This window comes from Caballeronia sp. PC1 (assembly GCF_021353155.1).
Classification (GTDB): Bacteria; Pseudomonadota; Gammaproteobacteria; order Burkholderiales; family Burkholderiaceae; genus Caballeronia; species Caballeronia cordobensis.
This window is the reverse complement of sequence record NZ_JAJUBH010000001.1, coordinates 955,102-978,640: the sequence shown is the minus strand read 5'-3', so window position 1 is coordinate 978,640 and position 23,539 is coordinate 955,102. Positions and strand designations below refer to the sequence as shown.

Genomic DNA, 23,539 nt, shown 5'->3' with positions numbered 1-23,539 from the left:
ATTTAAACGCAAACCAACAAAAGGGACATTTTGACTGCAGCACGTAATCCATGCGAAACCCAATTGACGCCACCTTGAAGCGCCGCCTCTGCGACTGGCGTCGCGCACGCCGCAAAGGAGAGCGATTTGGTCCTGGAACTGGAGCGAGTCAGTGTCGTTTCTGGCGGGCAACCGTATTTGTACGGCGTGGATTTGCGCCTCGTCCCAGGCGCCATCAATGTGCTTCTCGGACCCACGCAGGCCGGTAAAACCACGCTGATGCGCGTGATGGCGGGTCTCGACAAGCCGAGCGACGGCCGAGTGCTCGTCGACGGCCAGAACGTGACCGGCGTCAGCGTGCGCCAGCGTAATCTCGCGATGGTCTATCAGCAGTTCATCAACTACCCGGCGATGACGGTCTTCGAAAACATCGCCTCGCCTTTGCGCCTGCAAAAGACCGACCCTGATGAAATCCGCCGGCGCGTGCGGGAAGTGGCAGCCAAACTGCATATCGATCATTTGCTGGAGCGGCGGCCGGGCGAACTGTCAGGCGGCCAGCAGCAGCGCTGCGCGCTCGCGCGTGCACTCGTGAAGCGTACGTCGCTGGTGCTGCTCGACGAGCCGCTCGTCAATCTCGATTACAAGCTGCGCGAGGAATTGCGCATGGAACTGGCGACGCTTTTCGCCGACGGCAACACCACCGTCGTCTACGCGACGACCGAACCACTTGAAGCGTTACTGCTGGGCGGCCATACGGCGATCGTCGATAAAGGCCAGGTTCTGCAGTTCGGCCCCACCCTCGACGTCTATAACGCACCGGTCAACGTCGCGGCCGCGGCCATTTTCAACGACCCGCCGATGAACATGCTGACGAGCGACTGCGCCAACGGCCGCGCGCGTCTGCCGATCGGCGTGGAGGTGCCAGTCCGGCACGGTGCCGCTGTGAACGGCGCGTGCCGCATCGGCATCCGGCCGGGGCATCTGCGTCTTCAGGCGAAGGCCTCTCACGCGATCGCCGTTCCATGCCGACTCGAACTCGCGGAACTGAGCGGCTCCGAAACGTACCTGCACTTGCGCACGCTGACCGGCGCGGTCAACCTGGTTGCGCAGTTGCAGGGCGTGCATCAGATCGAGCTCGGCACGCAGCTCGATGTTTTCATCGACCCTCAAGAACTGTTTGTGTTCGGCGCAGAAAGCCAACTGGTGTCCAGCCCGGAGGCAGCGCATGGCGTGCATTGAGTTTAGAAATCTCGCACACGCGTACAGACCGAACCCCGCGACGGTCGACGACTACGCGCTTCAACCCATGAGCATGGTCTGGGACGACGGCGGCGCTTATGCGTTGCTCGGTCCATCGGGTTGCGGCAAGACCACGCTGCTGAATATCGTTTCGGGGCTCGTCAAGCCGTCGGAGGGCACGGTGTTGTTCGACGGACGCGACGTGACGGCGCTCGGCGCACGTCAGCGCAACATCGCCCAGGTGTTCCAGTTCCCCGTGGTCTACGACACGATGACCGTGTTCGATAACCTCGCGTTTCCGCTGCGTAATCGCAAGTTGTCAGCCGCCGAAGTCACGAAGCGCGTGCACGAAGTCGCGGATATCCTCGATATGACGCGCGACCTGCCGCTCAAAGCGAGCAATCTGGCCGCCGACGCCAAGCAGAAGATCTCGCTCGGGCGCGGCCTCGTGCGCAAGGACGTCGCTGCGATCCTCTTCGACGAACCGTTGACGGTGATCGACCCCGCGATGAAGTGGATGCTGCGCCGCCAGTTGAAGAAGATCCACCAGCAACTCAAGCTCACGCTCATCTACGTGACGCACGATCAGGTCGAAGCGCTGACTTTCGCCGACGAAGTCGTGGTCATGACAAATGGCCGCGTCGTTCAGAAGGGAGGCGCCGACGCGCTTTTCCTGCGGCCGGACCACGCTTTCGTTGGCTACTTCATCGGCAGCCCGGGCATGAACCTTTGTCCGATCGAACTCGACGCCGACGGCGCAAAAATCGGCTCGCAGCGCCTGCCGCTCGACGCCGGCACGCTTGCGACGCTACGGGACGCGCATCAGCAGACCAACGGCGCGCTCAAACTGGGGATTCGCCCGGAGTTCGTCCGCCTCTCGCAGGAAGGAGGCGCCGGTGCGGTGGACGCGCAAGTGCTGCGCGCGCAGCAGCTTGGCAACTATCAACTCGTCACCTTGCAATGCGACGGCCATGTCTTCAATGCGAGGCTCGAACCGCATTTGCGGATTGTCGACGGACCCGCCTGGCTGCATCTCGTTGCGCCTGAAACCGTGTACTTCTGCAACGACGAACGAATCGAAACGCGCATCTTCGAAGGGGCCGCGCGATGAACAAGCCCGTCAATCAGAAGGCATGGCTGCTGGTCGTTCCGGTGTTCATCTGCGTCGCGTTCTCCGCGATCCTGCCGCTGATGACGGTGGTCAACTATTCGGTGCAGGACATCATCGGCCCGACACAGCATGTGTTCGTCGGTACGGAGTGGTTTCGCAACATCATGACCGATCCGGATCTGCGCGAAGCGCTCGGCAGACAGGTCATTTTCTCCGCGTGCGTTCTGCTGTTCGAGATTCCATTGGGCGTGGGCCTCGCACTTTCGATGCCGGCTTCGGGATGGCGTGCATCGGCCACACTCATCGTGCTTGCCATGCCGTTGCTGATTCCGTGGAACGTGGTGGGCACGATCTGGCAGATCTTCGGGCGCCCGGATATCGGACTGCTCGGCTACTGGCTCAATAGTCTTGGCTTCGACTACAACTACACGGCGAGTCCCACGGCTGCATGGATCACCGTGCTGGTGATGGACATCTGGCACTGGACCCCGCTCGTCGCGCTGCTGTGCTATGCGGGCCTGCGCGCGATTCCGGACGCCTTCTATCAGGCCGCGGAAATAGACGGCGCAAGCCGCTTTGCGGTATTCCGCTACATCGAATTGCCGAAGATGCGCGGCGTGCTGATGATCGCCGTGCTGCTGCGCTTCATGGACAGCTTCATGATCTACACCGAGCCGTTCGTGCTGACAGGCGGCGGTCCTGGCGATTCCACGACATTCCTCAGTCAGTACCTGACTCAGAAAGCGGTCGGTCAGTTCGATCTCGGCCCGGCTGCGGCTTTCTCGCTGATCTATTTCCTGATCATTCTGCTGTTGTGCTTCATTCTCTACAACTGGATGAGCCGCGTAGGCAAAGGTGGACCCGCCGCGCAAGGAGACGACCATGCAGGATAAGCGCCGCTGGATGCGGACGTTGATGCTCGTCGTCTATATGCTGTTCGCGCTGATTCCGCTTTACTGGATGTTGTCGATCTCGCTGCGCACGAACGAGGAGACCATGTCGACGTTCGCCACTCTGCCGCAGCACGTGACGTTCGACAACTACAAGGTGATCTTCACCGATCCTTCGTGGTACTGGGGCTACATCAATTCGATCATCTACGTGCTGATGAACACGGTGATGTCGGTGCTGGTCGCGCTGCCTGCCGCGTACGCGTTCTCACGCTATCGCTTTCTCGGCGACAAGCACATGTTCTTCTGGCTGCTCACTAACCGCATGACGCCGCCCGCCGTATTTTTGCTGCCGTTTTTCCAGCTCTATTCGAGCGTCGGTTTGACCGACACGTATATTGCCGTCGCACTTGCGCACATGCTCTTCAACGTGCCCCTTGCCGTATGGATTCTCGAAGGCTTCATGTCGGGCGTCTCGCGAGAAATAGACGAAACCGCGTACATCGACGGTTATACGTTTCCCGCTTTCTTCGTGAAAATCTTCCTGCCGCTCATCAAGTCGGGCGTCGGCGTCACGGCCTTTTTCTGCTTCATGTTCAGCTGGGTCGAACTTCTGCTCGCGCGCACGCTGACGTCGGTCAACGCGAAACCTATCGCTGCCGTGATGACGCGGACCGTGTCGGCTGCCGGTATGGACTGGGGCGTGCTGTCGGCGGCGGGCGTGCTGACTATCGTGCCCGGCGCGCTGGTGATCTACTTCGTGCGCAACTACATCGCGAAGGGCTTCGCGATGGGGAGGGTGTGATGTTCACCTGGATGTACTGGACGCCCGAGGTGGCGATCTTCTTCGGCTGCATCGTCGTCATGCTGTGCGGCATGACGGTATGGGAACTGCGCTCGCCCACTCATGAACGCAAGGGCTTTCTGCCTATCGCGACGACTCGCGGCGATCGCCTGTTCATCGGCCTGTTGGCTGCCGCGTATGTCAATCTCGCCTGGCTCGCCATCAGTGCCGAGGGTTCGAGTTCGTGGCCGGGCTTCGCAGCCTCGGTGCTGGTCGTGCTCGCGATCATGTGGAAGGGTTAGCAAGCGGACGCATGCAATGAAGGCTGATAAGTGCCGGTTCCGCTGATGGCCCCCAGCGGGCGCCGACAAGATCGAAGGGGCACGAAAGACACAGGAGAAGACCATGCATCAGAGGAGACGGATCGTCGCGCTGGCATTGGCAAGCATCGTGTCAGGCACCTTCGCAAATCAGGCTCTGGCGGGCACGCCCGAGGCGCAGAAATGGGTGGACAACGAGTTTCAACCCAGCACGCTTTCGAAACAGCAGCAGATGGACGAGATGAAATGGTTCATCGACACCGCGGCGAAACTCAAATCGCAAGGCGTCAAGGAGGTTCATGTCGTGTCGGAAACCATCGACACGCATACCTACGAATCTAAAACGCTCGCCGCCGCGTTTAGTGAAATCACCGGCATTCAGGTGAAGCACGACATCATTCAGGAAGGCGACGTCGTCGAGAAATTGCAAACCTCGATGCAATCCGGGCAAAGCATTTACGACGGCTGGATCTCGGACTCGGACCTGATCGGCACGCACTATCGCTATGGCGTGATCGTGCCGCTCTCCGATTACATGGCGGGCGAAGGCAAGGAATATACGAACCCCGGTCTCGACATCAAAGACTTTATCGGCACGAGTTTTACGACCGCGCCCGACAAAAAGCTCTATCAGCTTCCCGACCAGCAGTTCGCGAACCTTTACTGGTTCCGCGCGGACTGGTTCGCACGCAAGGACTTGCAGGACAAGTTCAAGGCGAAATACGGCTACGATCTCGGCGTGCCGGTCAACTGGTCCGCGTATGAAGATATCGCCGAATTCTTTACGAACGATGTGAAGAACATCGACGGAGAGAAAGTTTTCGGTCATATGGATTACGGCAAGAAAGACCCCTCGCTCGGCTGGCGCTTCACGGACGCATGGCTTTCCATGGCTGGCGCAGCCGACAAGGGGATTCCGAACGGCATGCCCGTCGACGAATGGGGCATTCGCGTGACGCCTGACGGCTGTCATCCGGTAGGCGCGTCGGTGTCGCGCGGCGGCGGCACCAACAGCCCGGCAGCAGTCTACGCGACGACCAAATACATCGACTGGCTCAAGAAATACGCGCCGCCAGAAGCGTCGGGCATGACCTTTAGCGAGGCCGGCCCTGTGCCCGCGCAAGGCCGGATCGCGCAACAGGTGTTCTGGTACACCGCGTTCACGGCGTCGATGCTCAAGCCGGGCAACGTCACGAATGCGGACGGCACGCCGAAGTGGCGCATGGCGCCTTCCCCGCACGGCGCTTACTGGAAGGACGGCATGCAAAACGGCTATCAGGACGTGGGCTCGTGGACGTTCTTCAAGTCGACGCCGCCGAATCAGCGGGCCGCCGCGTGGCTGTATGCGCAATTCGTGACGTCGAAGAGCGTGTCGCTCAAGAAGTCGATTGTCGGTCTCACGTTCATTCGCGACTCCGACATTCATAGCGACTACTTCACGAAAAACGCGGACAAGTACGGCGGCTTGATCGAGTTCTATCGCAGCCCGGCGCGCGTCGCGTGGACGCCGACCGGCAACAACGTGCCCGACTATCCGAAGATGGCGCAACTCTGGTGGAAGAACGTCGGCACCGCTGTCGCAGGTGAAAAAACGCCACAGGCTGCAATGGACAATCTCGCAAAAGAAATGGACCAGGTGTTATCCCGTTTGCAGCGTGCCGGGATGAAGGTTTGCGCGCCGGAGCTCAATGCGCAAAGCGATCCGTCCAAGTGGCTGTCCGACCAGCACGCGCCGTGGAAAAAACTCGCCAACGAAAAACCGAAGGGCGAGACAGTGAAGTATGAGCAACTGCTGTCGGCCTGGAAGGCGGGCAAGGTTCGGTAGCCTTTCTGACGGCGTTCGGCGCTCTTATGAATCGGCGGCGCTTGATAGTGCCGCCTTTTTTATATGTTGCTGAACTTTCGGCATGCGGCCGGAACCAGTCCACCTGTACAAGCAGTCCAACGGGGGAATAATGTCTGAAACCGAAGCATGGACATGTCCGACCTGTGCCATCCATGTCACCACGCCTTTCTGTCCGATGTGCGGAGAGAGCCCGCTTCGGCCGCCCGACCTGACATTGCGCGGCATCGGAGCAAAGATCCTGCATGCAGCGACGAGCATTGACGGGCGACTTCTTCGCACTATCAGTGTTTTGTTACGTCATCCGGGCGAGTTGACAGTCGCGCATCTGCACGGAAAGCGGATGCCTTATGTCCCGCCGTTCCAACTGTTTCTAATCTCAAATGCGATCTTTTTCGCGATGCAGTCGCTGACTGATACGCAAGTCTTCGGCTCGACACTTCAGTCCCATCTTCATCATCAGGACTGGAGTCCGCTCGCGCAGTCGTTAGTAGCCGAGCGCCTGGCAAAACTCGGCACGGACCTTCCGCGGTACACCGCTACTTTCGACCGCGCGGCCGTGCTCAATGCGAAATCGCTCATCATTCTTATGGTGGTCCCATTCTCTTTGTTACTCTGGATTGCCCTTCCACGCACGCGAAAACCCTTTGTCGCGTTTGTTTATTTCTCGCTCCATCTCTATGCATTTTTGCTGTTGTTGTTTTCACTCGCGCTAGCGGTCGCGGCCATCGAGGTCCGTCTGGGTGGCCTGGGACTCGATTCACCCATCGTCGACAAGATTCTTTCGATCATCAATCTTGGTGTCTGTGGGGCGTACCTATACTTTGCTTTAAAGCCTGTGTTCGGCTCATACGGCGTGGCTCGGCTCATTACTTCAGGCGCTATGGCGCTAGCCGCTGGCGTCATCGTCGTAGCCTATCGATTCGCTGTTTTCCTGATCACGCTATACACGGTGTAAGGACCGAATCTAAGGACGCTCGACGCCTATAATCAACCTCAAGCCCGCCCGCGCACGATTCTTCCAAAGACCACCGTGTTTTCAAATCTTTGTTCAACATTCCGAACCAATGATCGAAAACTACGACCAGCTTCCGGCCAAACTCTACGCAGGCGAAATCGAGGAATGCTTCCGCTTCCTCGACGAACGCAACGCCCAGGACGGACATGATCCCGAGCACTGGCACTGGCGCGCGGTCACGCACCTGCGCGCGGGAGACTTCCTGCGGGCGCTCGATCTCTGCTGCTACATCACCCGGCTATCGGACACCTTCAAGTTTCAGATTCATTGCCTGTGCGACGCGTGCGCGCATCTCGGCCTCAAGGACGTCGCGCTCAGCATGATCGAGTATCACGCGAGCAAGCCGGCGAGCGCGCCGCTGCCCGCCTTTCTCTGGCGCGTCTACGGCTGGCATTACGTCGGCGAGGACGAGCGCGTGCTGGAACTGAGCGCCGAAGGCCTCGATGCTCATTCGACGTACGTGCTCGGCCATCATCAGGCACGCAGCGCGATGCGGCTCAACGGCGTCGCAAGCGGCGTCGAACAGATGCACCGCTACTGGTCGTCGCACGAAGCGCGGCGCGTGCTGTTTCCGCACGTCGATGTCGAACAATACTGGTGCGGGCAACGCGTTCTGCCCGCGCACCTGAATATCGCGTTGATCGCGTCGGGTTTCGGCGATCAGGTGAACTGGGTGCGCTACGCCGGCGCGCTTCAGGCGCTCGGCGTGCAGATCACGTATGCCGATAACGCCGAGCGGAACTATCGACTCATCATGCCCGAGCCCGAACAGGCGAAATACGCCGAAGCCCTGCGCGCAGCCGGCTTCATCGTGGCGCCCGGCAGCACACAGTGGAGCGATCCGTTCGCCCTCTTCACCGCGCTGTTTCCCGTGCTCGGCTACGCGTCATCGGAGCGCCATATCGAGCCCGCCGATCCCCGCGCGACCGATGCCATCGTCGACGATATCCGTCGCCGCGCGCGCGGACGGCGCTGCATCGGCATCTTCTGGTCGTCGTGCGAATCGGCGAACAACTTCGCCAACCGCAGCCTGCGTCTCTCAGACCTCAACCCGCTCTTCAACGGCGCCGACGACATCCACTGGGTCATCATGCAGCGCGGCTACGAGTACAAGCGCTGGCTGAGCGATCCGCGCTCGGCGGACGCCGAGCGCTTCACGACGGTGCCGCCCGATTTCACCTTCGCGCAGAGCATCAGTCTTATCGACCGGCTCGATGCGTTCGTCGGCAACGACGGCGGTCTGTCCCACTTCGCCGGCGCGCTCGGCAAACCCGCGTACACGTTCCTCAATCAGGTGGCCGACTGGCGCTACGAGCGCGATCTGGATCGCACGCCGTGGTACGCGTCGATGCGCCTCGTCCGCGCCGGCCGCATGGGCGACTGGGACGACGTCGTGCGCAAGCTGCGACAGCGACTCGCCGCCGACGCCCTTCCCGGCTGAATCTTCAACGCGGGCTTCAGGCGAAGCGCGCCGCGAATGTTTGCGGAATCGCGCTGCGGCGCGTGAGCGCACAGGTCGGCAGCTCGGAATGCGCGCCGCGCACATAGGTTTCGAGCTGGTCGATGGCGAATTGCTGCTCCTCGATCAGATGCCGCACCATGTCGCCGATCGAAATCATGCCCATGAGCCGCCCGCCCTCGATCACCGGCAGATGACGGATGCGCTGCTGCGTCATCATCGCCATGCATTCGTCGGCGCTCGTCCTGAGGCTCACGGACATGATGGGCGCGGTCATGATTTCGCATACCGTGGTCGTGCGTGAAGCCTTGTCCTGCAAGATCACTTTGCGCGCGTAATCGCGCTCCGTGACGATGCCGCACACCGCGCCGCCCACCGTGACGACGAGCGCGCCGACCTCCGCTCTCGACATCAGCGCGACCGCTTCGTAGACGCTCGCCTCGGCGTCGATCGTATGAACCGCCGCGTCGCTCTTCGCCTTCAGGACTTGTTTCACCGTTGCCATTTGCCGTTCTCCGTGTGCTGTTTTCAGTTGCGTATCGAAAAGCGCGTCGATGAAGCGCGCGGCGGTGCGTTCAATCGAAATCGAACAGGTCGCCGAGGAAGGATTTCTTGCGCCGCGGATGCTCGTGCCTGCCGCGCGAATCGCCATAGCGATGGTCGCCGTGACGTTGCGGCCGGTGTTCGCGCTCGCGATACGCGTCGCGCTCGGCGGCCTGCACGTCTTCGAGTGACGCCTGCGCGGCGCGGCGCACGATCTGATCGAGCTCGCCGCGGTCGAGCCACACACCGCGGCATTGCGGGCAATAGTCGATTTCGATGCCCTCGCGCACGGTCATCAGCAGATCCGTCGCGGGGCACACGGGGCATTTCATGTCGATTCCTTTCTGATTGCTTTCAATGAAAACAATCTAACGGAACGTTCGACATGGAAAAACGTGAGATTTTGAGCGTGTTACTTCGGAAAATCCGCAGTGCGGCGGCGACGCACTCAGTCCGGCGCGGCGCACCACGCCTGCCACATCGCGCGATACGCCGCTTCGAGATGGCGCGTGAAACGCGGCGCGTCCATCATCGGCGAGGCTTCGAGACGCGCGCGCAGCGACGCCCGCAGGTGCGCGAGGCGCGGCAGATCGCGGGCGAGACGGCTGACGATATCGACATAGGCGGCGTCGTCATGCGCGGCGAGATCGCCGAGGCCGAGGTTCATCAGAAAGCTGAGGCCGGCCCGGCTCACCGCGGTCTCGCCCGCGCGCGACGGCACCGGCACGCCCATCCACAAGGCATCGAGACTCGTCGTGTGGCCGTTGTAGGGAAACGTGTCCAGACCGATGTCGATTCGGTCGTAGGTCCGCAGATACGCGTCGCGAGGCTGGTAATCCAGGAACTCGATGCGCGCGATATCGACGCCAAGCGCACCGAGCCGCTCCCCAGCACGCTCGCGCGCGCCGTGCGGCGAGAGAAGCACGAGACGCGCGCCCGGCGTCGCCGCCAGCACCGCCGCCCACATGTTGAGCGTGCGGTCGGACGCCTTGCAGGGATTGTTCAGGCAGCCGAACGTAATGTGGCCGCTGGCGAGCGCCGGCAGCGGTCCGACTTCCGGCACACGCTGCGTCGTGACGCGCGGATCGACGCACCAGAACGTTTCGGGCAGGCGAATCGAACGTTCGCTGTAGCGCGCGTCCACGTCCGGGCGGCCGGGCGGGTCGATCCACGGATCGGTCAGCCGGTAACGAATCGCGCTGCTGCCCGTCGTGCCGGGATAGCCCAGCCATTGCACCTGCACCGGCGCGGGGCGCCGCGCGAACAGCAACGGACGGCCCCGCGACATATGCAGCGTCAGATCGACCAGCACGTCGATACGGTCGTCTCGAATGCGCTGCGCGAGCGCTTCGTCGGAGAGGGCGTGCACGTCGCGCCACAGATCGACCTTCGCGCGCATCGAGGCGGTGATGTGGTCCGTGTCCGACGTGCTCGAATAGCAGACGATCTCGAATGCCGCGTGATCGTGCGCGCCGAATACCGGCGCGGTGAACATCGACTGGCAATGCATGTTGAAATCGGGCGCGACATAGCCGATGCGCACGCGCCGCGACGGATCGCGGCTGTTCGGATAATCCACCCGTGCCGGCCGTAAAGGCGCTTCGTGACGCGCGGCGAAACGCAGGCACTCGTCCAGAATCTCGTGCGGATCTTCCGCGTGGTAGGTCAGCGCGTAGTTCAGGTTGCGATGCACGCATTCGTTATCCGGCGCGCAGTCGACGGCCAGCCGAAATTCGGCGATGGATTCCGCCATCGCGCCCATGTCCTTCAGCGTCGCGGCCAGATTGTTATGCGCTTCGCCGACGTCCGGACGCAGCGCGACCGCGTGGCGGAGAATCTCGGCCGCCTCCGGCAGGCGGCCGAGATCCCGCACGATCCGGCCTAGGTTGTTGTGCGCCTGCGCATGGTCCGGGTCATGCGAGATCGCGTTGCGGTAGGCTGCTTCCGCTTCGTCGAGGCGCTTCTGGTCGCCCAGCAGCACGCCGAGGTTGTAGTGGAGTTCGGCGGTATCGGGCCTTAACGCCAGCGCCGCGCGATACGCCGCTTCGGCTTCCCGGATGCGCTCCTGCCGATGCAAGGCGTAGGCGAGCGCCCCACGGGCGGCGGCGTCTCCGGGATCGAGCGCGAGCACCTGACGATAGGCCGCCTCGGCATCGGCGAAACGCTCCTGATGCGACAACACCCCGGCGCGGCTCCGCCAGGCGTCCGCATGATCGGGCCGCAGATCGCACGCTCGCCGGTAGTGCGCCAGCGCGCGCGCCCATCGGCCCGCATCGCGCCACACGTGGCCGAGATTCAGATGCCCCTCCGCGAAATCCGGACGCAATACCACGGCCTGCCGCAGCGCCGCCCTCGCCTCGTCCGTTCTCCCGGTCTCCCGCAATAGATTGCCGAGATTGTTGCAGGCCTCGGCGTAGGCGGGACGCGCGGCGATCGCCGCCCGAAACGCGCGCTCGGCTTCGTCCGCGCGGCCTTGCGTCCTGCGGAGATTGCCGAGGTTGAAATGCGCTTCGGCAAAGTCGGGCCTGACGGAAAGCGCATCCAGCAACGCCGCCGCGCCTTCTTCGTGACGGCCGAGCCGATTGAGCAGATTGCCGAGGTTATAGTGCGCCTCCGCGAAATCGGGTTTCAACCGTATCGCTTGCCGATAAATCGTTTCCGCGTCAGACAGCCGGCCTTGCGCCAGCAGCAGATTTCCGAGATTTGCGTAATTGCCCGCGATATCGGGATGTTCCGCAATCGCCCGCCGCCAGTGCGATTCGGCTTCGGCGTGACGATTCAGGCAATAACAGCACGTCGCCGCGAGATTGAGCGCTTCGGGATGCGCCGGACGGGCTTCCAGCATGGCGCCTAGCGCCGCCAGCGCTTCGTGATACCGGCCGCCCGAAAAATGCGCGGCGGCCGACTGATAAACGTTCGGATCGAATGACATTGGGTCGATTAATTCGGCATTGAGCCCGTTCGACGGAAAATCCGTTCTCTTTTAACGGTCTCAGGCAGATTAAAACTAACAGACCCGTGCAGCTGATTCGTCAATAACTATAAAGCGGTGCGCAAAGCGAAACAAAAACTGTTCGTCGCTTGCGCCCGCGCCTGCCCGCCTTTATCGTGCCGAATCCCGAAATACGGCGAGTCACGCGCCCGTCATGCAACGCCGACTTGCGATCCATCTCAAAACCCCGCAAGCTTCGTTTTCGAGACGGCGCGCGGGCGCGCGCCACAACCGCACCAGACAGGCGACATCACCATGCACGACAAATCCGCGATGAGCGAAGCACGCGACGGCGCCGACAAGCGCGATCTTCTGTATCTGCTGCAGGGCGCCGACGACTTCAGCCGCCTCGTGTTCCCCGATAGCGAAGCGCTCTTCAAAAGCCTCGCGCACCAGCAGGCGCCGCATACGCTCTTCATCACCTGCGCCGATTCGCGCGTGTCGCCCGAAATGATCACCCAGACGCGCCCCGGCGAGCTGTTCGTGTGCCGCAACATCGGCAATATCGTGCCGGCTTATGGCGAAATGCTCGGCGGCGTGTCCGCCGTGGTGGAATTCGCGGTGCTCGCGCTCAACGTGCGCCAGATCGTGATTTGCGGCCACTCGGACTGCGGCGCGATGAAAGGCCTGGCGTCGGGCGCAACCATCGCCGACGAAATGCCGACGGTCCACGCCTGGCTGCGCAATGCCGAAGCCGCGCGCAGCGTCGTGATGGCGAGAAAGCTGGAAGAGGAGCGCATCGTCGCCGCGATGGTCGAAGAGAACATCCGCCTGCAACTCACGCATTTGCGCACGCACCCGGCGGTCGCGGGGCATCTCGCGCTCGGCAAGCTGCAGGTTCAGGGCTGGGTGTACGACATCGGACGCGGCAAGGTCTCGGTCTTCGACGAAGCCGACGGCAAGTTCGAGTCGCTGGAAGAAGCGCGCCTGCGCATGCTGCGCACAGGCGCGCGTTAGGACGCCGGAGCCGGCCGCCACGCGGGCGTTATTGCACGCCCTTCTTCGCGGCGAGATCCTGCGCCATCTTCAAATGCTTCTGGATCGTCGGCAGTGCCTTTTGCGCGGCCTTCTTCAGATCGGCGTTCTGGCCTTGGTCGATTTCGGTCTGAAACACCTTCACGGCTTCCTCGTGGCCCGCTACGCCAACCTTCTGGATGTACGCCGTATCGAATTCCTTGCCGTGCAGGGATTTGAGCGAATCCAGCACCGCCGGGTCCGAATTGTCCTTCGGCACCGTCACGCCGTGCGGCGCGGCCATCTTGAGCTGCATCGTGAGCTTGGTGTGATCGATCATCATGTGATGGGCGAAGTTCTTCACGTCCTTGTCCTGTGACTGTTTCGTGGCGAGCTTGGCCGCGTCGATCTCGGTCGATCCCGCCGCCGACGCCGCCTGCACGAACGCCTTGTCGGCGGGCGGCAGGTCGTTGCCCATCGTGGCGCTGGCCGCCTGGGTCTGAGCGAGCGCGGAAAGCGGCAGTGCCGCGATGAAGGTCGCGGCGAGCGCCGCGCATAGAGTAGTGGCATTGCGTTTCATGGGGCCTCCCTGGGCAAGGTATGTTGTGATCTTTTCAGCAATGCCGATGCCACAGCCAGCCGGGGCCAGGCCGGGCGTGCGGCATGCTTGCTAAACTCGCCGGTCGCGAGTCGTTATTTTTTCGAATGGGAGCGCCATGCCTGTCTACGATTACGAATGCGCGGAATGCGGCGCATTCGAAGCCGTCCGCCGTATCGCCGAGCGCGACGAACCCGCCGCCTGTCCGCATTGCGGTGCGATCGCCGCGCGCGTGACCGTCGGCGCGCCGAGCGTCGGCGGCCCGAGTTCGCCGGATGGCGGCGCGGAGGAAACCGGCAGCTACGGCATGTCGCATCGCGGCGGTTGTCTCTGTTGCCGCTAATGTTTCATCGCCGCGCTGGGCACGGCCATTGCAAGGTCAGCGTGGCGCCCGCCTCGCGCAGCGCGGGCGTATCATGCAAGACGACGGCGCGTCGTGCGCAAGGCTGCGCGCCGTCAAGGGCATCGCCATTGCAAGGCGCGCTGCGTTCTGTCGTATTCGCGTCTTGCGGTGCGCGCGCTTGAGCGTGTTCCGAACGAATAACAGGAGGTGATAAGGATGACGATAGAGTTCAGCGGGCGACGTCATGTCGTGGCGGCAGCGCGTGTCGCTTTCGAAGCCAGGGTGGACGGGCGCGAGGTCTGGTGCAGCGTCTCCCTCGATGCGCTCAACGATCACTTCGGCAACAGCGGGACGTCTTCGCACGATCTACTCTCCGCGTTCGAAGGAGGACGCATGCAAATCGAGGATGCGGCCCGGCGCGCGCTCGAGCGCAATCACGGCCAGTCGGTCGAACTGGAAACCAACGATTTCAAAGCGTCCCGGGCCACCTGACGCGCGGGCCTGAAAGCGGGCTTTGACGCGGGCTATGAAGCGGGCGGCGATGCATCGGCTGCATCGGCAACACCGCCCGCGTCAGTGGGCATAGAAGCACTTCAATACGTCGAACATCCACCAGACCGGGCACGGCGTTCTGCAAAAGCCGTCGTAACCGGCGTCGAACAGCGCGTCGCGCGGGTCGCGCACGGCGTCGGCGGCCAGCGCGATCAGCAAGTGTTCTTCACCTTCCTGGCGATTTTGCGCGAACGCCTCGCGCAGCGCGTGCGCGAGTCCGTGAACGCGCCGGTCGCCGATGAGTGTGTCGACGAACAGCACCTGCGGCCGCCACTCGCGGGCGAAGCGCAAGGCGCTGGTTTCCTCGCCGATCTGCACGGCCTCGAAGCCGCGCATCGCGAAGAGCAGCGAGAAAGAATCCCCGACGTTCGATTCCGAATGCACGACCAGCACGCGCCGCGGACCGGCAATCGTCATGGTGTGCGGATTCCATATTTCGCACCGTTCGGTGCGCATGTCGTACGAACGTTCTTCCATATCGGTCCGGCACGGCGATGGACGCCGCACCGGCACCGTCGTTTCAGCAAGGTCGAGGCCCGCCTGCGTTTTTTCGATTCGGGAGGCCGCTAGCGCGAAGCGAGCAGGCCCACGATCAGCCCGCCGACCGCCGCGAGCGCAATCGACTTCCACGGATTGTCGTGTACGAAGTCGTCGGTGCCTTCCTTCGCTCGGGCGTACCGCACCGCAACAGCGTCCTGCGCGCCGGCGAGCACGGCACGCGCGCGCCTCGGCACCGGCCGCGCCGGATGAAACTCGCTGCCCTGCCCTTCGGCCGACGCGGACGCCGGCTGGGCGAGCACCGTTGGGCTGTCGCCGCCTTCGAGCACGCTGCCGTGCACATGGTACGGCGCGTACTTCGCGGGCTTGTGCGCCGCGCCGGGCGCGAGCGGCATGACGTTCGTGGCCTGCGCCTGCGCCATGCCCGGCGCGAGCGCCGCATCCATGGCGCTGGCTACCGCGCGGCGTGCGAGCGCCGGCTCGGCGGATGGCATCGAAGGGATAGGAGATGCGTTCCCGTTTGCATTGTCCACGGCTTTTCTCCGGTTGACTGCATCCATCGCGCTGCAAAAAACACCGTTCGCGATCCGATGATGCAAGAGTCGCACCGAATGCGCGCCCCGGCAACCCGGGCGCGCGGCGGTCGTCGAGCGTCACGCAACGCATCCACCGCATGGCAATTTTTTTCACATAACGGTGAGAATTGCTCGTTTGTCGCGGTATCCGTGCGGGCCTTACGATTCGTGGCGTAGAGCGAAGCCGGGCGTGTGTTCCGGAAGAAGCGGCGCAGCACGAGCCGCAGCGCCAGCGCTGCATCTTTCGTTTCACGCCGGGCCGAAACGTCGGCGGTCCGCGCGCCGCTACGATGGCTTCGCTTTCGACTCCTTTTGCGAAGCCCGCCATGAATCCCGTCAATCTCGCTCAACTGTTCATTCTCGCCGCGCTGTGGGGCGGCTCGTTCCTCTTCATCCGGGTCGGCGTCGCCGATCTCGGCGTCGCGCCGCTGATGGCGCTGCGCGTCGGCATCGGCGCTGCGTTTTTGCTGCTGATGCTGGTATTGCGCGGCACCGTGCGGCAGGCGCTCTCGACAATGCGCGAGCGCGCCTGGCCGCTTCTGGTCGTCGGCATCCTGAACTCGTCCGCGCCTTTTTGCCTGTTCGCCTATGCGGAGCTGACGCTGTCGGCGGGCGTCACGTCCGTCATCAACGCGACGACGCCGCTCTGGGGCGCGCTCGTCGCCTTCTTCTGGCTCGACGACCGGCTGACGCGCATGCGTGTCGCGGGGCTCGCGATCGGCTTCGCGGGCGTGCTCGCGCTCGTGTGGGACCAGATGTTCGCGCACGATGCGAGCGCCGCCGCTTCGCCGCTCGCGACCGCGCTTGCCGCGCTCGCCGGACTGGCCGCGACGCTCTGCTACGGCATCGCCGCGAGCTACACGAAGAAGCATCTGATGGGCGTGGATTCGCTGACCGTCGCGGCCGGCACGATGAGCGCGGCAACCCTCGTGCTGCTGCCTTTCGCGCTCGTCTTCTGGCCGGCGGGCGCGGTGTCGCTCACGTCGTGGGGCGCGGTGCTCGGACTCGGCGTTGCGTGCACGGGCGTCGCCTACATGATGTTTTTCCATCTCATCGCGGTGGCCGGTCCCGCGCGCGCGATCACCGTCACCTTCGTGATACCGATCTTCGGCATCCTGTGGGGCGCGCTGTTCCTGGCCGAGCGCGTGTCGCTGGGGATGGCGGCGGCGTGCGTCATCGTGCTCGCCGGCACCGCGCTCGCGACGGGCGTCGTGAAACGCCTGCCGCTGACGGGCGCGCGCCGCGCCAAGGCGTGAGCCCGCCGCGCTTCAGTGCCAGTGACGCGATAGCGGCCCATCCTCCCCGGCAACGGGATCGCAGCGCGGAAACGGCAGCGCTTCCATCGCGACGCGTTCGGCCTCGCTGATCGCTTCGCGCCGGATATCCCATTGCTGGCCTGGCGGATACGCGCCGACCACCTGAAAGCGCCGGCCCGCTGCCAGGAGGCAATGGCCGGTGCCCGCCGGCAGAACGAGCGCGTCGCCGGCGCTGACCGCGATCACGCGCCCATGCGGGCCGCCGAGAATCAGTTCGGCGTCGCCCGACGCGATGCCGAGCGCCTCGTGCGCGGTCGAATGAAAATGGTGATAGTCGAACACGCCGTCGCGCCATTGCGGCGGCCAGCCGTTTTGCTCGAACAGCGCTTCGAAACGGGCGAGGCCTTCGGCGGCGCGGGCATCGATCGCGCCGCGCCATACGAGCACCGGCAAGCGCGAATTGTTCGGCACCCAGCCGTTCGGCGGCAGCATGAAATGCTCGCAGCGCGCATGCTGCGACAGCACGCTCAGGGTGTGTTCAGCCATAGTGCACGTTCTCCGGAAAAGCAGAAGAACGTGCAGCAACCGATGTTCCAGCGCGCGGCTAGCGGCCGTGCCAGCGGCCGCCTCCGCTGCTGAAGCCGACGCCGAGCGACACCGACGGCGCCGCGTAATACCCCGGCGCGTACCCATAGCCGTAGGCGGGCGCGTAGCCGTAGACGGGCGCAGGCGCGGGTGCATACCCGTAAGGCGGCGCATAGACGCAGCCGCCGAGGCCGGCCGCCAGCGCGAGCGCGGCGGATACGCCCAACGAGCGCCTGAGGCGCGCCCCGCTTCGAGTTCGAGATGAAGTTGTCATGATGTGTCCCGCTCCCGGATAGTCCTGTGATTACCAGTGGCGATAACCGTAATACCCGCCGCGATGCGCGTAATAGTCGCGGCGTCCCCAATAGCGATAGCCATCCCAGTAACGATCGCCGTGCCACCCGATGACGACGGCCGGCGCGGGCGCGACCATGACCGGCGCAGGCTGATACACGACGGGCGGGGGTGGCGGCGGCGGCGCCATATACACAGGCGCGGGCGCGACGTAGACAGGCGGCGCGGCATAAACGGGTGCGACCGGAATCCCGAGATTGATGCCGACGTTCACGCCCGCCGTCGCGGCTTCGCAGGCGAGCCCCGCGGACAGCGCGATTCCTACCCCGATCAAGCCCTTGGCGTTCATTTCTTCCTCTTCTTGGAGGGCCGCCACGAAGACCGCGATGCGATCCTGAATTCATATGCGACCATGAATCCATGTTAGCCGCGCGGCTCGCGCGTTGCGTTACAAGGCCTGTAACAGATGTGAGTGCTGAAACGAGGCGTCAGGAACCGTCACCGCCCGCGCGGGTTGCGCGCGGTTGCGCCGCCGTGGGATAGTTCCGGCTTCCTCGAACGGACGGCGGGACGATGGATTTACTGCGGAGCATGAAGATTTTTGCGCGCGTGGCCGAAGCGGCGAGTTTCACCGCGGCGGCGCAGCAAATGGACATCACCACGGCGCAGGCGTCGCGCGCCGTCACCGAACTCGAATCGCACCTGCGCACGCGCCTTCTGAATCGCACGACGCGCCGCGTGGCGCTCACCGACGCCGGCAACCGCTACCTCGCCCGCTGCAAGGAAGTGCTCGAGCTCGTCGATCTCTCCGAAGCCGAAGCGAGCAACGCGCAGCGCTCGCCGAGCGGCACGTTGCGGATGCACGCGCCCATCACCTTCGGCCAGCACTATGTCGTGCCCGCGCTCACGCGCTATCTGGAAGCGCATCCGCAAGTGCGCGTCGAGCTGACGCTGTCGCAGAACGTGCCCGACATGCTCGACGAAGGCTTCGACGTCTTCCTGCAAGTCACCACGTCCACCCTGCCCGACTCCGCGCTCGTCTCCACGAAAATCTGCTCGATGCCGAGCGTGCTGTGCGCCTCGCCCGCGTATCTGGCGCGCGCGGGCGTCCCGGCGGACATCGGCGACCTGCCGAACTTCGCGTGCCTGCAACTGGTGACGACCTTCTTTCCCATCGACCGATGGACCTTCGAAGGCCCGCGCGGACAGGTCGAACTGGAACTGAACCCCGGCCGCCTGCGCGTCAATTCCGCCGATGCGCTCGCCGCCGCGCTCGCGGACGGTCTCGGCATCGCGCCCTTGCCGATGCTCGCGGCGCTGCCGTGGCTGCAAAGCGGCGCGCTCGTGCGCGTGCTGCCCGACTGGGAACTGCAGAGCATGACCGTCTACGCCATGTACGCGTCGCGCCAGTATCTCGATGCGAAGATCCGGACGTGGGTGGCGTTTCTGCGCGAATTCGTCGAAGGCACGCTCGCGAACGAACTCGCCTGAGCAATACGGAAACATCGCATCCCTAAGACGAAACGCCTGCGTACATCGACTTAAACGCGTAGTTGCAAGCATGGTTCGGAACACTAAACTGCTTGATGGTGGGCTCGCATCGCGTCACGACGATGCAGCGCAACAGAAAGGAGTCGGCCGACATGAACGAGACTCTGCGTGCAAGCATCGCGTGCCCCGCGCTTCGGCTCTGCACCGCCGTGCTCATCGCGGCGGCGTTCGCGCAGGCACACGCGGAGCCCACGGGCGCGCGCGTGGTCGCCGGTTCCGGCTCGGTCACGTCCGCGGGCGCGAACACGACCATCCAGCAAAACAGCAACCGTCTTTCGATCGACTGGCGTTCGTTCGGCACGCGCCCCGGCGAATCCATCACGTTCAATCAGCCGGGCGCGAACGCGATCGCGCTCAACCGCGTCACCGGGCCGCGCCCGTCGGCGCTCTTCGGCCGGCTCGATGCCAACGGCCAGGTGTTCATCGTCAATCCGAATGGCGTGATCTTCGGGCCGGGCGCGCAGGTGAACGTGGGCGGGCTGCTCGCCTCGTCGCTCGATCTGTCGTCGAACGACTTCATGGCCGGCCGCTACACCTTCGCGGGCGGACGTCGCCACTGGCGGCGGCATGACGGCGACGGCGCGGCGGTCGTCAATCTCGGCACGATCCGCAGCGCGCCGGGCGGCTACGTCGCGCTGATCGGCGCGCGCGCCATCAACGCCGGCACGATCGATTCGCCCGGCGGTTTTGCCGCGCTCGCGGCGGGCGAGCGCATCGCCGTCACGCTCGGCGATCACAGCATGATCGGCCTGTCGGTAGAGCGCGGCGCGCTCGATGCGCTCGCCGCGAATCACGGTTTGATCGAAGCCGATGGCGGCCAGGCCTGGCTCGCCGCGAGCGCCGAAGACGCGCTCTTCGCCAATGTCGTGAACAACACGGGCGTCATCCGGGCGCGCAGCGCCGTGAACCAGAACGGCGTGATCCGGCTCGTCGCGGACAGCGGCGTGGTGCGCGCGGGCGGCACGCTCGACGCGTCCGCGCCCAATGGCGGCAACGGCGGCCTCATCGAAACGGCGGGCACGCAAGTGCGTGTCGCGCCCGACGCGCAGATCACGACGGCGGCGAGCACCGGACAAACCGGAACGTGGCGCATCGCGAGCGATTTCGTCGCGCTCGTCGGCGCGGACAATCGCTTCGGACAGCGCTTCGGCACGATTCAGAGCGCGACGCTCTCGCGCGTGCTCGAATCGACCAATGTGTCGATCAGCGCCGCCGCGCCGTCCGGCTTCCAGCCGTTCGGCTTCGTGCTGATCGACGGCCCCGTCGCCTGGCGCGGCGCGAACACGCTTTCGCTCGCGGCGCACAGCGGCATTCGTGTCGATGCCGCCATCGGCGCGCCACGCGGCACGCTTTCGATGACCACCGCCGGCCAAGCCACGCAGCGCGCGCCGATCGAAGCGGCGGGCGTCGCGCTGCAAGGCGGCGGCGCGTACACGCTGACGAATGCGGGCAACCGCATCGGCATGCTGGCCGCGAACGCCGGGTCGCTCACGCTCAGCGATGCCGCGCCGCTCGTCGTCGGCAGCGTCGCGAGCCTGACGGGCGTGACCACGAACGGCACGGTGACGCTCGCCGCGCCGTCGCTCACGCTGGCCGCGCCGGTCACGAGCCGCGCGAGCGGCACGGCCATCACGCTCGCCGCCGCGAGCTTCGACAACCGCGCGGGCGCGGGCGCGCTCGCCGCGCCCAACGGCCGCTGGCTCGTCTACACCGATTCGCCGGACAGCGCCGCGTTCGGCGGCCTGCAAAGCGGCAACCTCGCACTCTGGGGCGATACCTACACGGGCAGCGCCGATGCGCGCGCCGCTGCGTCGCCGGGCAACCGGTTCGCGTTCGGCACGGTGCAGCAGGTGACGCTGACGGCGGTGAACATCGACGTGCCCTTCGACACGCCGCGCACGCTCGGCCCGAACGACGTCGCCATCGCGCTGCGCTACGACGGCACGAACTACGGCAACGCGTTCGCGGACAGCCCGCGGGTCCACGAGCCTTTCGTGTTCACGGTGACGAGCACGGGCGCGACGCCCGGCGCGGCGAGCGGCGAATACGCGATCACGGTCACGGCGACGGGCGGGCCCACGGGCTACCGGATCACGACGCAGGGCGGCACGCTGCGCATCGCGGGAGCGCCCATTCCGCCGCCGCCCGTGCAACCCGTGCTCCCGGAAACGCCTCAGACGCCGGAAACGCCCGCAACGCCCGCCACACCCGGCTCGACCATCACGACAGCCGCGACCGTTCCCGGCATCCTCGATTCCGTACGCACCGACGCGGCGAACCCCGTGCCGCTTTCCAATGCGACACCGGGACTTCAGCCGGAATCGGCGCCGCTCGTGCAGCAGCGCACCAGTTCGTCGAGCGACGGCAGCCGCCTGCCGGACGACGCATGGCCCGGTCTCGTATGCCGCATGTGAGCGCGCGGCGCGTGCGACGCTCACTTCCCCCCCGACACGGCCGCGCGGCGTCGCGCCGGCTCGCCGTGCTGTTCGCGGCGCTGGTGGCGGCCGCCGCGCGCGACCCGCGCGATGCGCGGGCGCAGGCGCTGCCGAACGCGGGCAGCATCCTGCGTGAACAGCAGCAGCAATCGCCCGCCCCGCCGCCGCCGTCCGACCTTCGCCTGAACGTGACGCCCGCGCCCGAGCCCGTGCCCGCCTCGCCCGCGCCGGGCGGCATCCGCTTCGAGGTGAAGGGCTTCGACTTCACCGGCAACACGCTCTTTTCTGCCGCGGAACTCATGGACGTGGTGCGCCCCGCCGTCGGGCCGGACCGTTCGCTCGACGATCTCGAAGCCGCCGCCGACCGCGTGAGCGCGCATTACCGCCGCCACGGCTACCTGGTCGCGCGGGCGTATGTGCCGCCGCAGCAGATCGACCACGGCATCGTGCGCATCGCGGTGAGCGAGGGGCGCTACGGGCGCATCGATATCGACAACGAGTCGCGCACGCGCGATGCCGTCATCGCGCGCTTTTTCGGCGGGCTCAAATCCGGCGATGTCATCGACGAGCACGCCCTCACCCGCGCGACGCTGCTCGCGCAGGACGCGGCCGGCACGACCGGCGCGAACGCGACGATCGCGCCGGGCGTGCTGCCGGGCACATCGGACATGACGCTTCGGGTGCCGGCGGTGCGGCCCCTGTCGGGCAGCGTGCAGGCCGACAACTACGGCCAGACGACGACCGGCACGGCGCGTCTCATCGGTGCGCTGCAATGGAACAATCCGCTCGGCCTGGGCGATCAACTGGGGGCGCGGCTGCTCGGCTCGATCACCGGGCAGTTCTACGGCAACATCGGCTACACCGTGCCGGTGGGCGGCAGCGGGCTCGCGTGGGGCGTCGCCTACACGCGCTCGACCTATTCCGTCGGCGGCCAGTTCGACGAACTCGACGCCTACGGCAGCGCCAACGTGTTCTCGACGTTTTTCAGCTATCCGCTCTTGCGCTCGCCGTCGGCGAACGTGTTCACGACGCTCGGCTACGACCACAAGCTGTTGTCGGATCACATCGGCGCATTCGATTCCGTCAGCGACAAGACGAGCGACGTCGGACGGCTCGGCTTGTCGGGCAATCTGACGCTGGAAAAAAGCATCACGACGTTCGATACGAGCCTCCAGCAAGGCAACCTGCGCTTCAAGTCGCCGCAGCCGGAACAGCTTGCGTCGCAGATCGCCGGCGCGTTCACGAAATTCGTGCTCACGCTCACGCATACGCAGGTGATCGGCGCGCAGACCAACGGCACGCAGCTTTATTTCGCGCTCACGGCGCAGGCAAGCTCGCACAATCTCGATTCGTCCGAGCAGATCTCGCTCGGCGGGCCGTACGCGGTGCGAGCCTACGCCACGGGCGACGCGCCGGTCGACGAAGCGTATATCGCGACCTTCGAAGTGCGGCAGACGGTGCGGCAATCGCTCGTGCCGGTGCTCGTCACGCTGTCCGGTTTCATCGATACCGCCGACGGGAAAATCGTCGCGCATCCGGTCGTGCCGGGCACGAATCACGTCCGGCTGTCGGGCATCGGCGTGGGCGCGACCTTCGCCGCGCCGCACGACTTTCTGCTCTCGATGGCCTACGCCCATACCCTCGGCTACGTGCCGCCGACCTCAGGCGCGGGCCACGCGAACCGCTTCTGGGTCGCGCTCACGAAGTCCTTCTGAGTCCC

24 protein-coding genes are annotated in these 23,539 nt (G+C 64.7%); 15 read left to right on the top strand and 9 right to left on the bottom strand.

Features of this window, described 5'->3' with window-relative positions; translation table 11 throughout:
• Positions 1–126: 126 nt before the first annotated feature.
• From LY284_RS04705 to LY284_RS04670, 8 genes are all read left to right on the top strand, one after another.
• A complete protein-coding gene (locus tag LY284_RS04705; RefSeq protein WP_014191464.1) occupies positions 127–1,218 on the top strand; it encodes an ABC transporter ATP-binding protein in 1,092 nt (363 codons plus the stop codon).
• Positions 1,205–2,329 (top strand): ABC transporter ATP-binding protein, encoded by a 1,125-nt coding sequence (locus tag LY284_RS04700; RefSeq protein ID WP_014191465.1) that lies wholly within the window; start codon positions 1,205–1,207, stop codon positions 2,327–2,329. Before LY284_RS04705 ends, LY284_RS04700 begins: the two co-directional genes overlap by 14 nt.
• Positions 2,326–3,222, top strand: coding sequence for a carbohydrate ABC transporter permease (locus LY284_RS04695; protein ID WP_014191466.1), 897 nt, complete (start codon positions 2,326–2,328; stop codon positions 3,220–3,222). The genes LY284_RS04700 and LY284_RS04695 overlap by 4 nt, the downstream gene beginning before the upstream one ends.
• Positions 3,212–4,024, top strand: a complete 813-nt coding sequence (locus LY284_RS04690; RefSeq protein ID WP_014191467.1) for a carbohydrate ABC transporter permease — start codon at positions 3,212–3,214, stop codon at positions 4,022–4,024. The genes LY284_RS04695 and LY284_RS04690 overlap by 11 nt, the downstream gene beginning before the upstream one ends.
• Positions 4,024–4,305 carry a DUF2160 domain-containing protein gene (locus tag LY284_RS04685; RefSeq protein WP_014191468.1) on the top strand — a complete coding sequence of 94 codons (282 nt, stop codon included), beginning with the start codon at positions 4,024–4,026 and terminating at the stop codon, positions 4,303–4,305. Before LY284_RS04690 ends, LY284_RS04685 begins: the two co-directional genes overlap by 1 nt.
• A 103-nt stretch (positions 4,306–4,408) precedes the next feature.
• Complete coding sequence (locus tag LY284_RS04680) at positions 4,409–6,148, top strand: ABC transporter substrate-binding protein (protein ID WP_014191469.1); 1,740 nt, start codon at positions 4,409–4,411, stop codon at positions 6,146–6,148.
• 130 nt (positions 6,149–6,278) lie between these two features.
• A complete protein-coding gene (locus LY284_RS04675) occupies positions 6,279–7,124 on the top strand; it encodes a DUF3667 domain-containing protein (protein WP_041731070.1) in 846 nt (281 codons plus the stop codon).
• Positions 7,125–7,233: 109 nt separating this feature from the next.
• Complete coding sequence (locus tag LY284_RS04670; protein WP_014191471.1) at positions 7,234–8,625, top strand: glycosyltransferase family 9 protein; 1,392 nt, start codon at positions 7,234–7,236, stop codon at positions 8,623–8,625.
• Positions 8,626–8,641: 16 nt separating this feature from the next.
• Here the strand turns inward: LY284_RS04670 and LY284_RS04665 are convergent, their stop codons facing one another.
• The 3 genes from LY284_RS04665 to LY284_RS04655 all read right to left on the bottom strand — a co-directional run bounded on the left by LY284_RS04665 (position 8,642) and on the right by LY284_RS04655 (position 12,118).
• Entirely contained in the window at positions 8,642–9,148 is a 507-nt protein-coding gene (locus LY284_RS04665; protein ID WP_041730416.1) for a CBS domain-containing protein, read from the bottom strand.
• A gap of 70 nt (positions 9,149–9,218) precedes the next feature.
• Positions 9,219–9,518, bottom strand: coding sequence for a zf-TFIIB domain-containing protein (locus tag LY284_RS04660; protein WP_014191473.1), 300 nt, complete (start codon positions 9,516–9,518; stop codon positions 9,219–9,221).
• 116 nt (positions 9,519–9,634) lie between these two features.
• On the bottom strand, positions 9,635–12,118 hold the full coding sequence (locus LY284_RS04655) for a tetratricopeptide repeat protein (protein WP_050878278.1): 2,484 nt from the start codon (positions 12,116–12,118) through the stop codon (positions 9,635–9,637).
• A gap of 315 nt (positions 12,119–12,433) precedes the next feature.
• On the opposite strand from LY284_RS04655, the gene LY284_RS04650 reads away from it, so the two are divergent.
• A complete protein-coding gene (locus tag LY284_RS04650) occupies positions 12,434–13,135 on the top strand; it encodes a carbonic anhydrase (protein ID WP_014191475.1) in 702 nt (233 codons plus the stop codon).
• A 28-nt stretch (positions 13,136–13,163) separates the two neighbouring features.
• On the opposite strand, the gene LY284_RS04645 is transcribed toward LY284_RS04650, so the two are convergent.
• The gene (locus LY284_RS04645; RefSeq protein ID WP_014191476.1) at positions 13,164–13,712 is read right to left on the bottom strand and encodes a DUF4142 domain-containing protein; all 549 of its coding nucleotides are present in this window, start codon (positions 13,710–13,712) and stop codon (positions 13,164–13,166) included.
• Positions 13,713–13,848: 136 nt separating this feature from the next.
• Between LY284_RS04645 and LY284_RS04640 the strand changes: the two genes are divergently transcribed.
• A complete protein-coding gene (locus tag LY284_RS04640; RefSeq protein WP_014191477.1) occupies positions 13,849–14,073 on the top strand; it encodes a zinc ribbon domain-containing protein in 225 nt (74 codons plus the stop codon).
• Positions 14,074–14,289: 216 nt separating this feature from the next.
• A complete protein-coding gene (locus LY284_RS04635; protein ID WP_014191478.1) occupies positions 14,290–14,565 on the top strand; it encodes a DUF1488 domain-containing protein in 276 nt (91 codons plus the stop codon).
• 81 nt (positions 14,566–14,646) lie between these two features.
• Here LY284_RS04635 and LY284_RS04630 read toward each other — a convergent pair whose 3' ends face one another.
• Positions 14,647–15,042 carry a response regulator gene (locus LY284_RS04630; protein ID WP_233384676.1) on the bottom strand — a complete coding sequence of 132 codons (396 nt, stop codon included), beginning with the start codon at positions 15,040–15,042 and terminating at the stop codon, positions 14,647–14,649.
• A 149-nt stretch (positions 15,043–15,191) separates the two neighbouring features.
• The gene (locus tag LY284_RS04625) at positions 15,192–15,656 is read right to left on the bottom strand and encodes a YqjD family protein (RefSeq protein ID WP_041730417.1); all 465 of its coding nucleotides are present in this window, start codon (positions 15,654–15,656) and stop codon (positions 15,192–15,194) included.
• Positions 15,657–16,024: 368 nt separating this feature from the next.
• On the opposite strand from LY284_RS04625, the gene LY284_RS04620 reads away from it, so the two are divergent.
• Positions 16,025–16,954 (top strand): DMT family transporter, encoded by a 930-nt coding sequence (locus LY284_RS04620; RefSeq protein WP_085952605.1) that lies wholly within the window; start codon positions 16,025–16,027, stop codon positions 16,952–16,954.
• Between the two features lie 12 nt (positions 16,955–16,966).
• On the opposite strand, the gene LY284_RS04615 is transcribed toward LY284_RS04620, so the two are convergent.
• Genes LY284_RS04615 through LY284_RS04605 form a run of 3 tightly spaced genes read right to left on the bottom strand, consistent with a single transcriptional unit; the run spans position 16,967 to position 18,182 of the window.
• The gene (locus LY284_RS04615) at positions 16,967–17,500 is read right to left on the bottom strand and encodes a cupin (protein ID WP_014191483.1); all 534 of its coding nucleotides are present in this window, start codon (positions 17,498–17,500) and stop codon (positions 16,967–16,969) included.
• Between the two features lie 58 nt (positions 17,501–17,558).
• Positions 17,559–17,813, bottom strand: coding sequence for a hypothetical protein (locus LY284_RS04610; RefSeq protein ID WP_075644218.1), 255 nt, complete (start codon positions 17,811–17,813; stop codon positions 17,559–17,561).
• Positions 17,814–17,843: 30 nt separating this feature from the next.
• On the bottom strand, positions 17,844–18,182 hold the full coding sequence (locus tag LY284_RS04605; RefSeq protein ID WP_014191484.1) for a hypothetical protein: 339 nt from the start codon (positions 18,180–18,182) through the stop codon (positions 17,844–17,846).
• Between the two features lie 224 nt (positions 18,183–18,406).
• Between LY284_RS04605 and LY284_RS04600 the strand changes: the two genes are divergently transcribed.
• From LY284_RS04600 to LY284_RS04590, 3 genes are all read left to right on the top strand, one after another.
• Complete coding sequence (locus tag LY284_RS04600; protein ID WP_014191485.1) at positions 18,407–19,324, top strand: LysR family transcriptional regulator; 918 nt, start codon at positions 18,407–18,409, stop codon at positions 19,322–19,324.
• 152 nt (positions 19,325–19,476) lie between these two features.
• Entirely contained in the window at positions 19,477–21,798 is a 2,322-nt protein-coding gene (locus LY284_RS38945; RefSeq protein WP_304503005.1) for a filamentous hemagglutinin N-terminal domain-containing protein, read from the top strand.
• A complete protein-coding gene (locus LY284_RS04590; protein ID WP_233384666.1) occupies positions 21,771–23,534 on the top strand; it encodes a ShlB/FhaC/HecB family hemolysin secretion/activation protein in 1,764 nt (587 codons plus the stop codon). The genes LY284_RS38945 and LY284_RS04590 overlap by 28 nt, the downstream gene beginning before the upstream one ends.
• Positions 23,535–23,539: the final 5 nt, after the last annotated feature.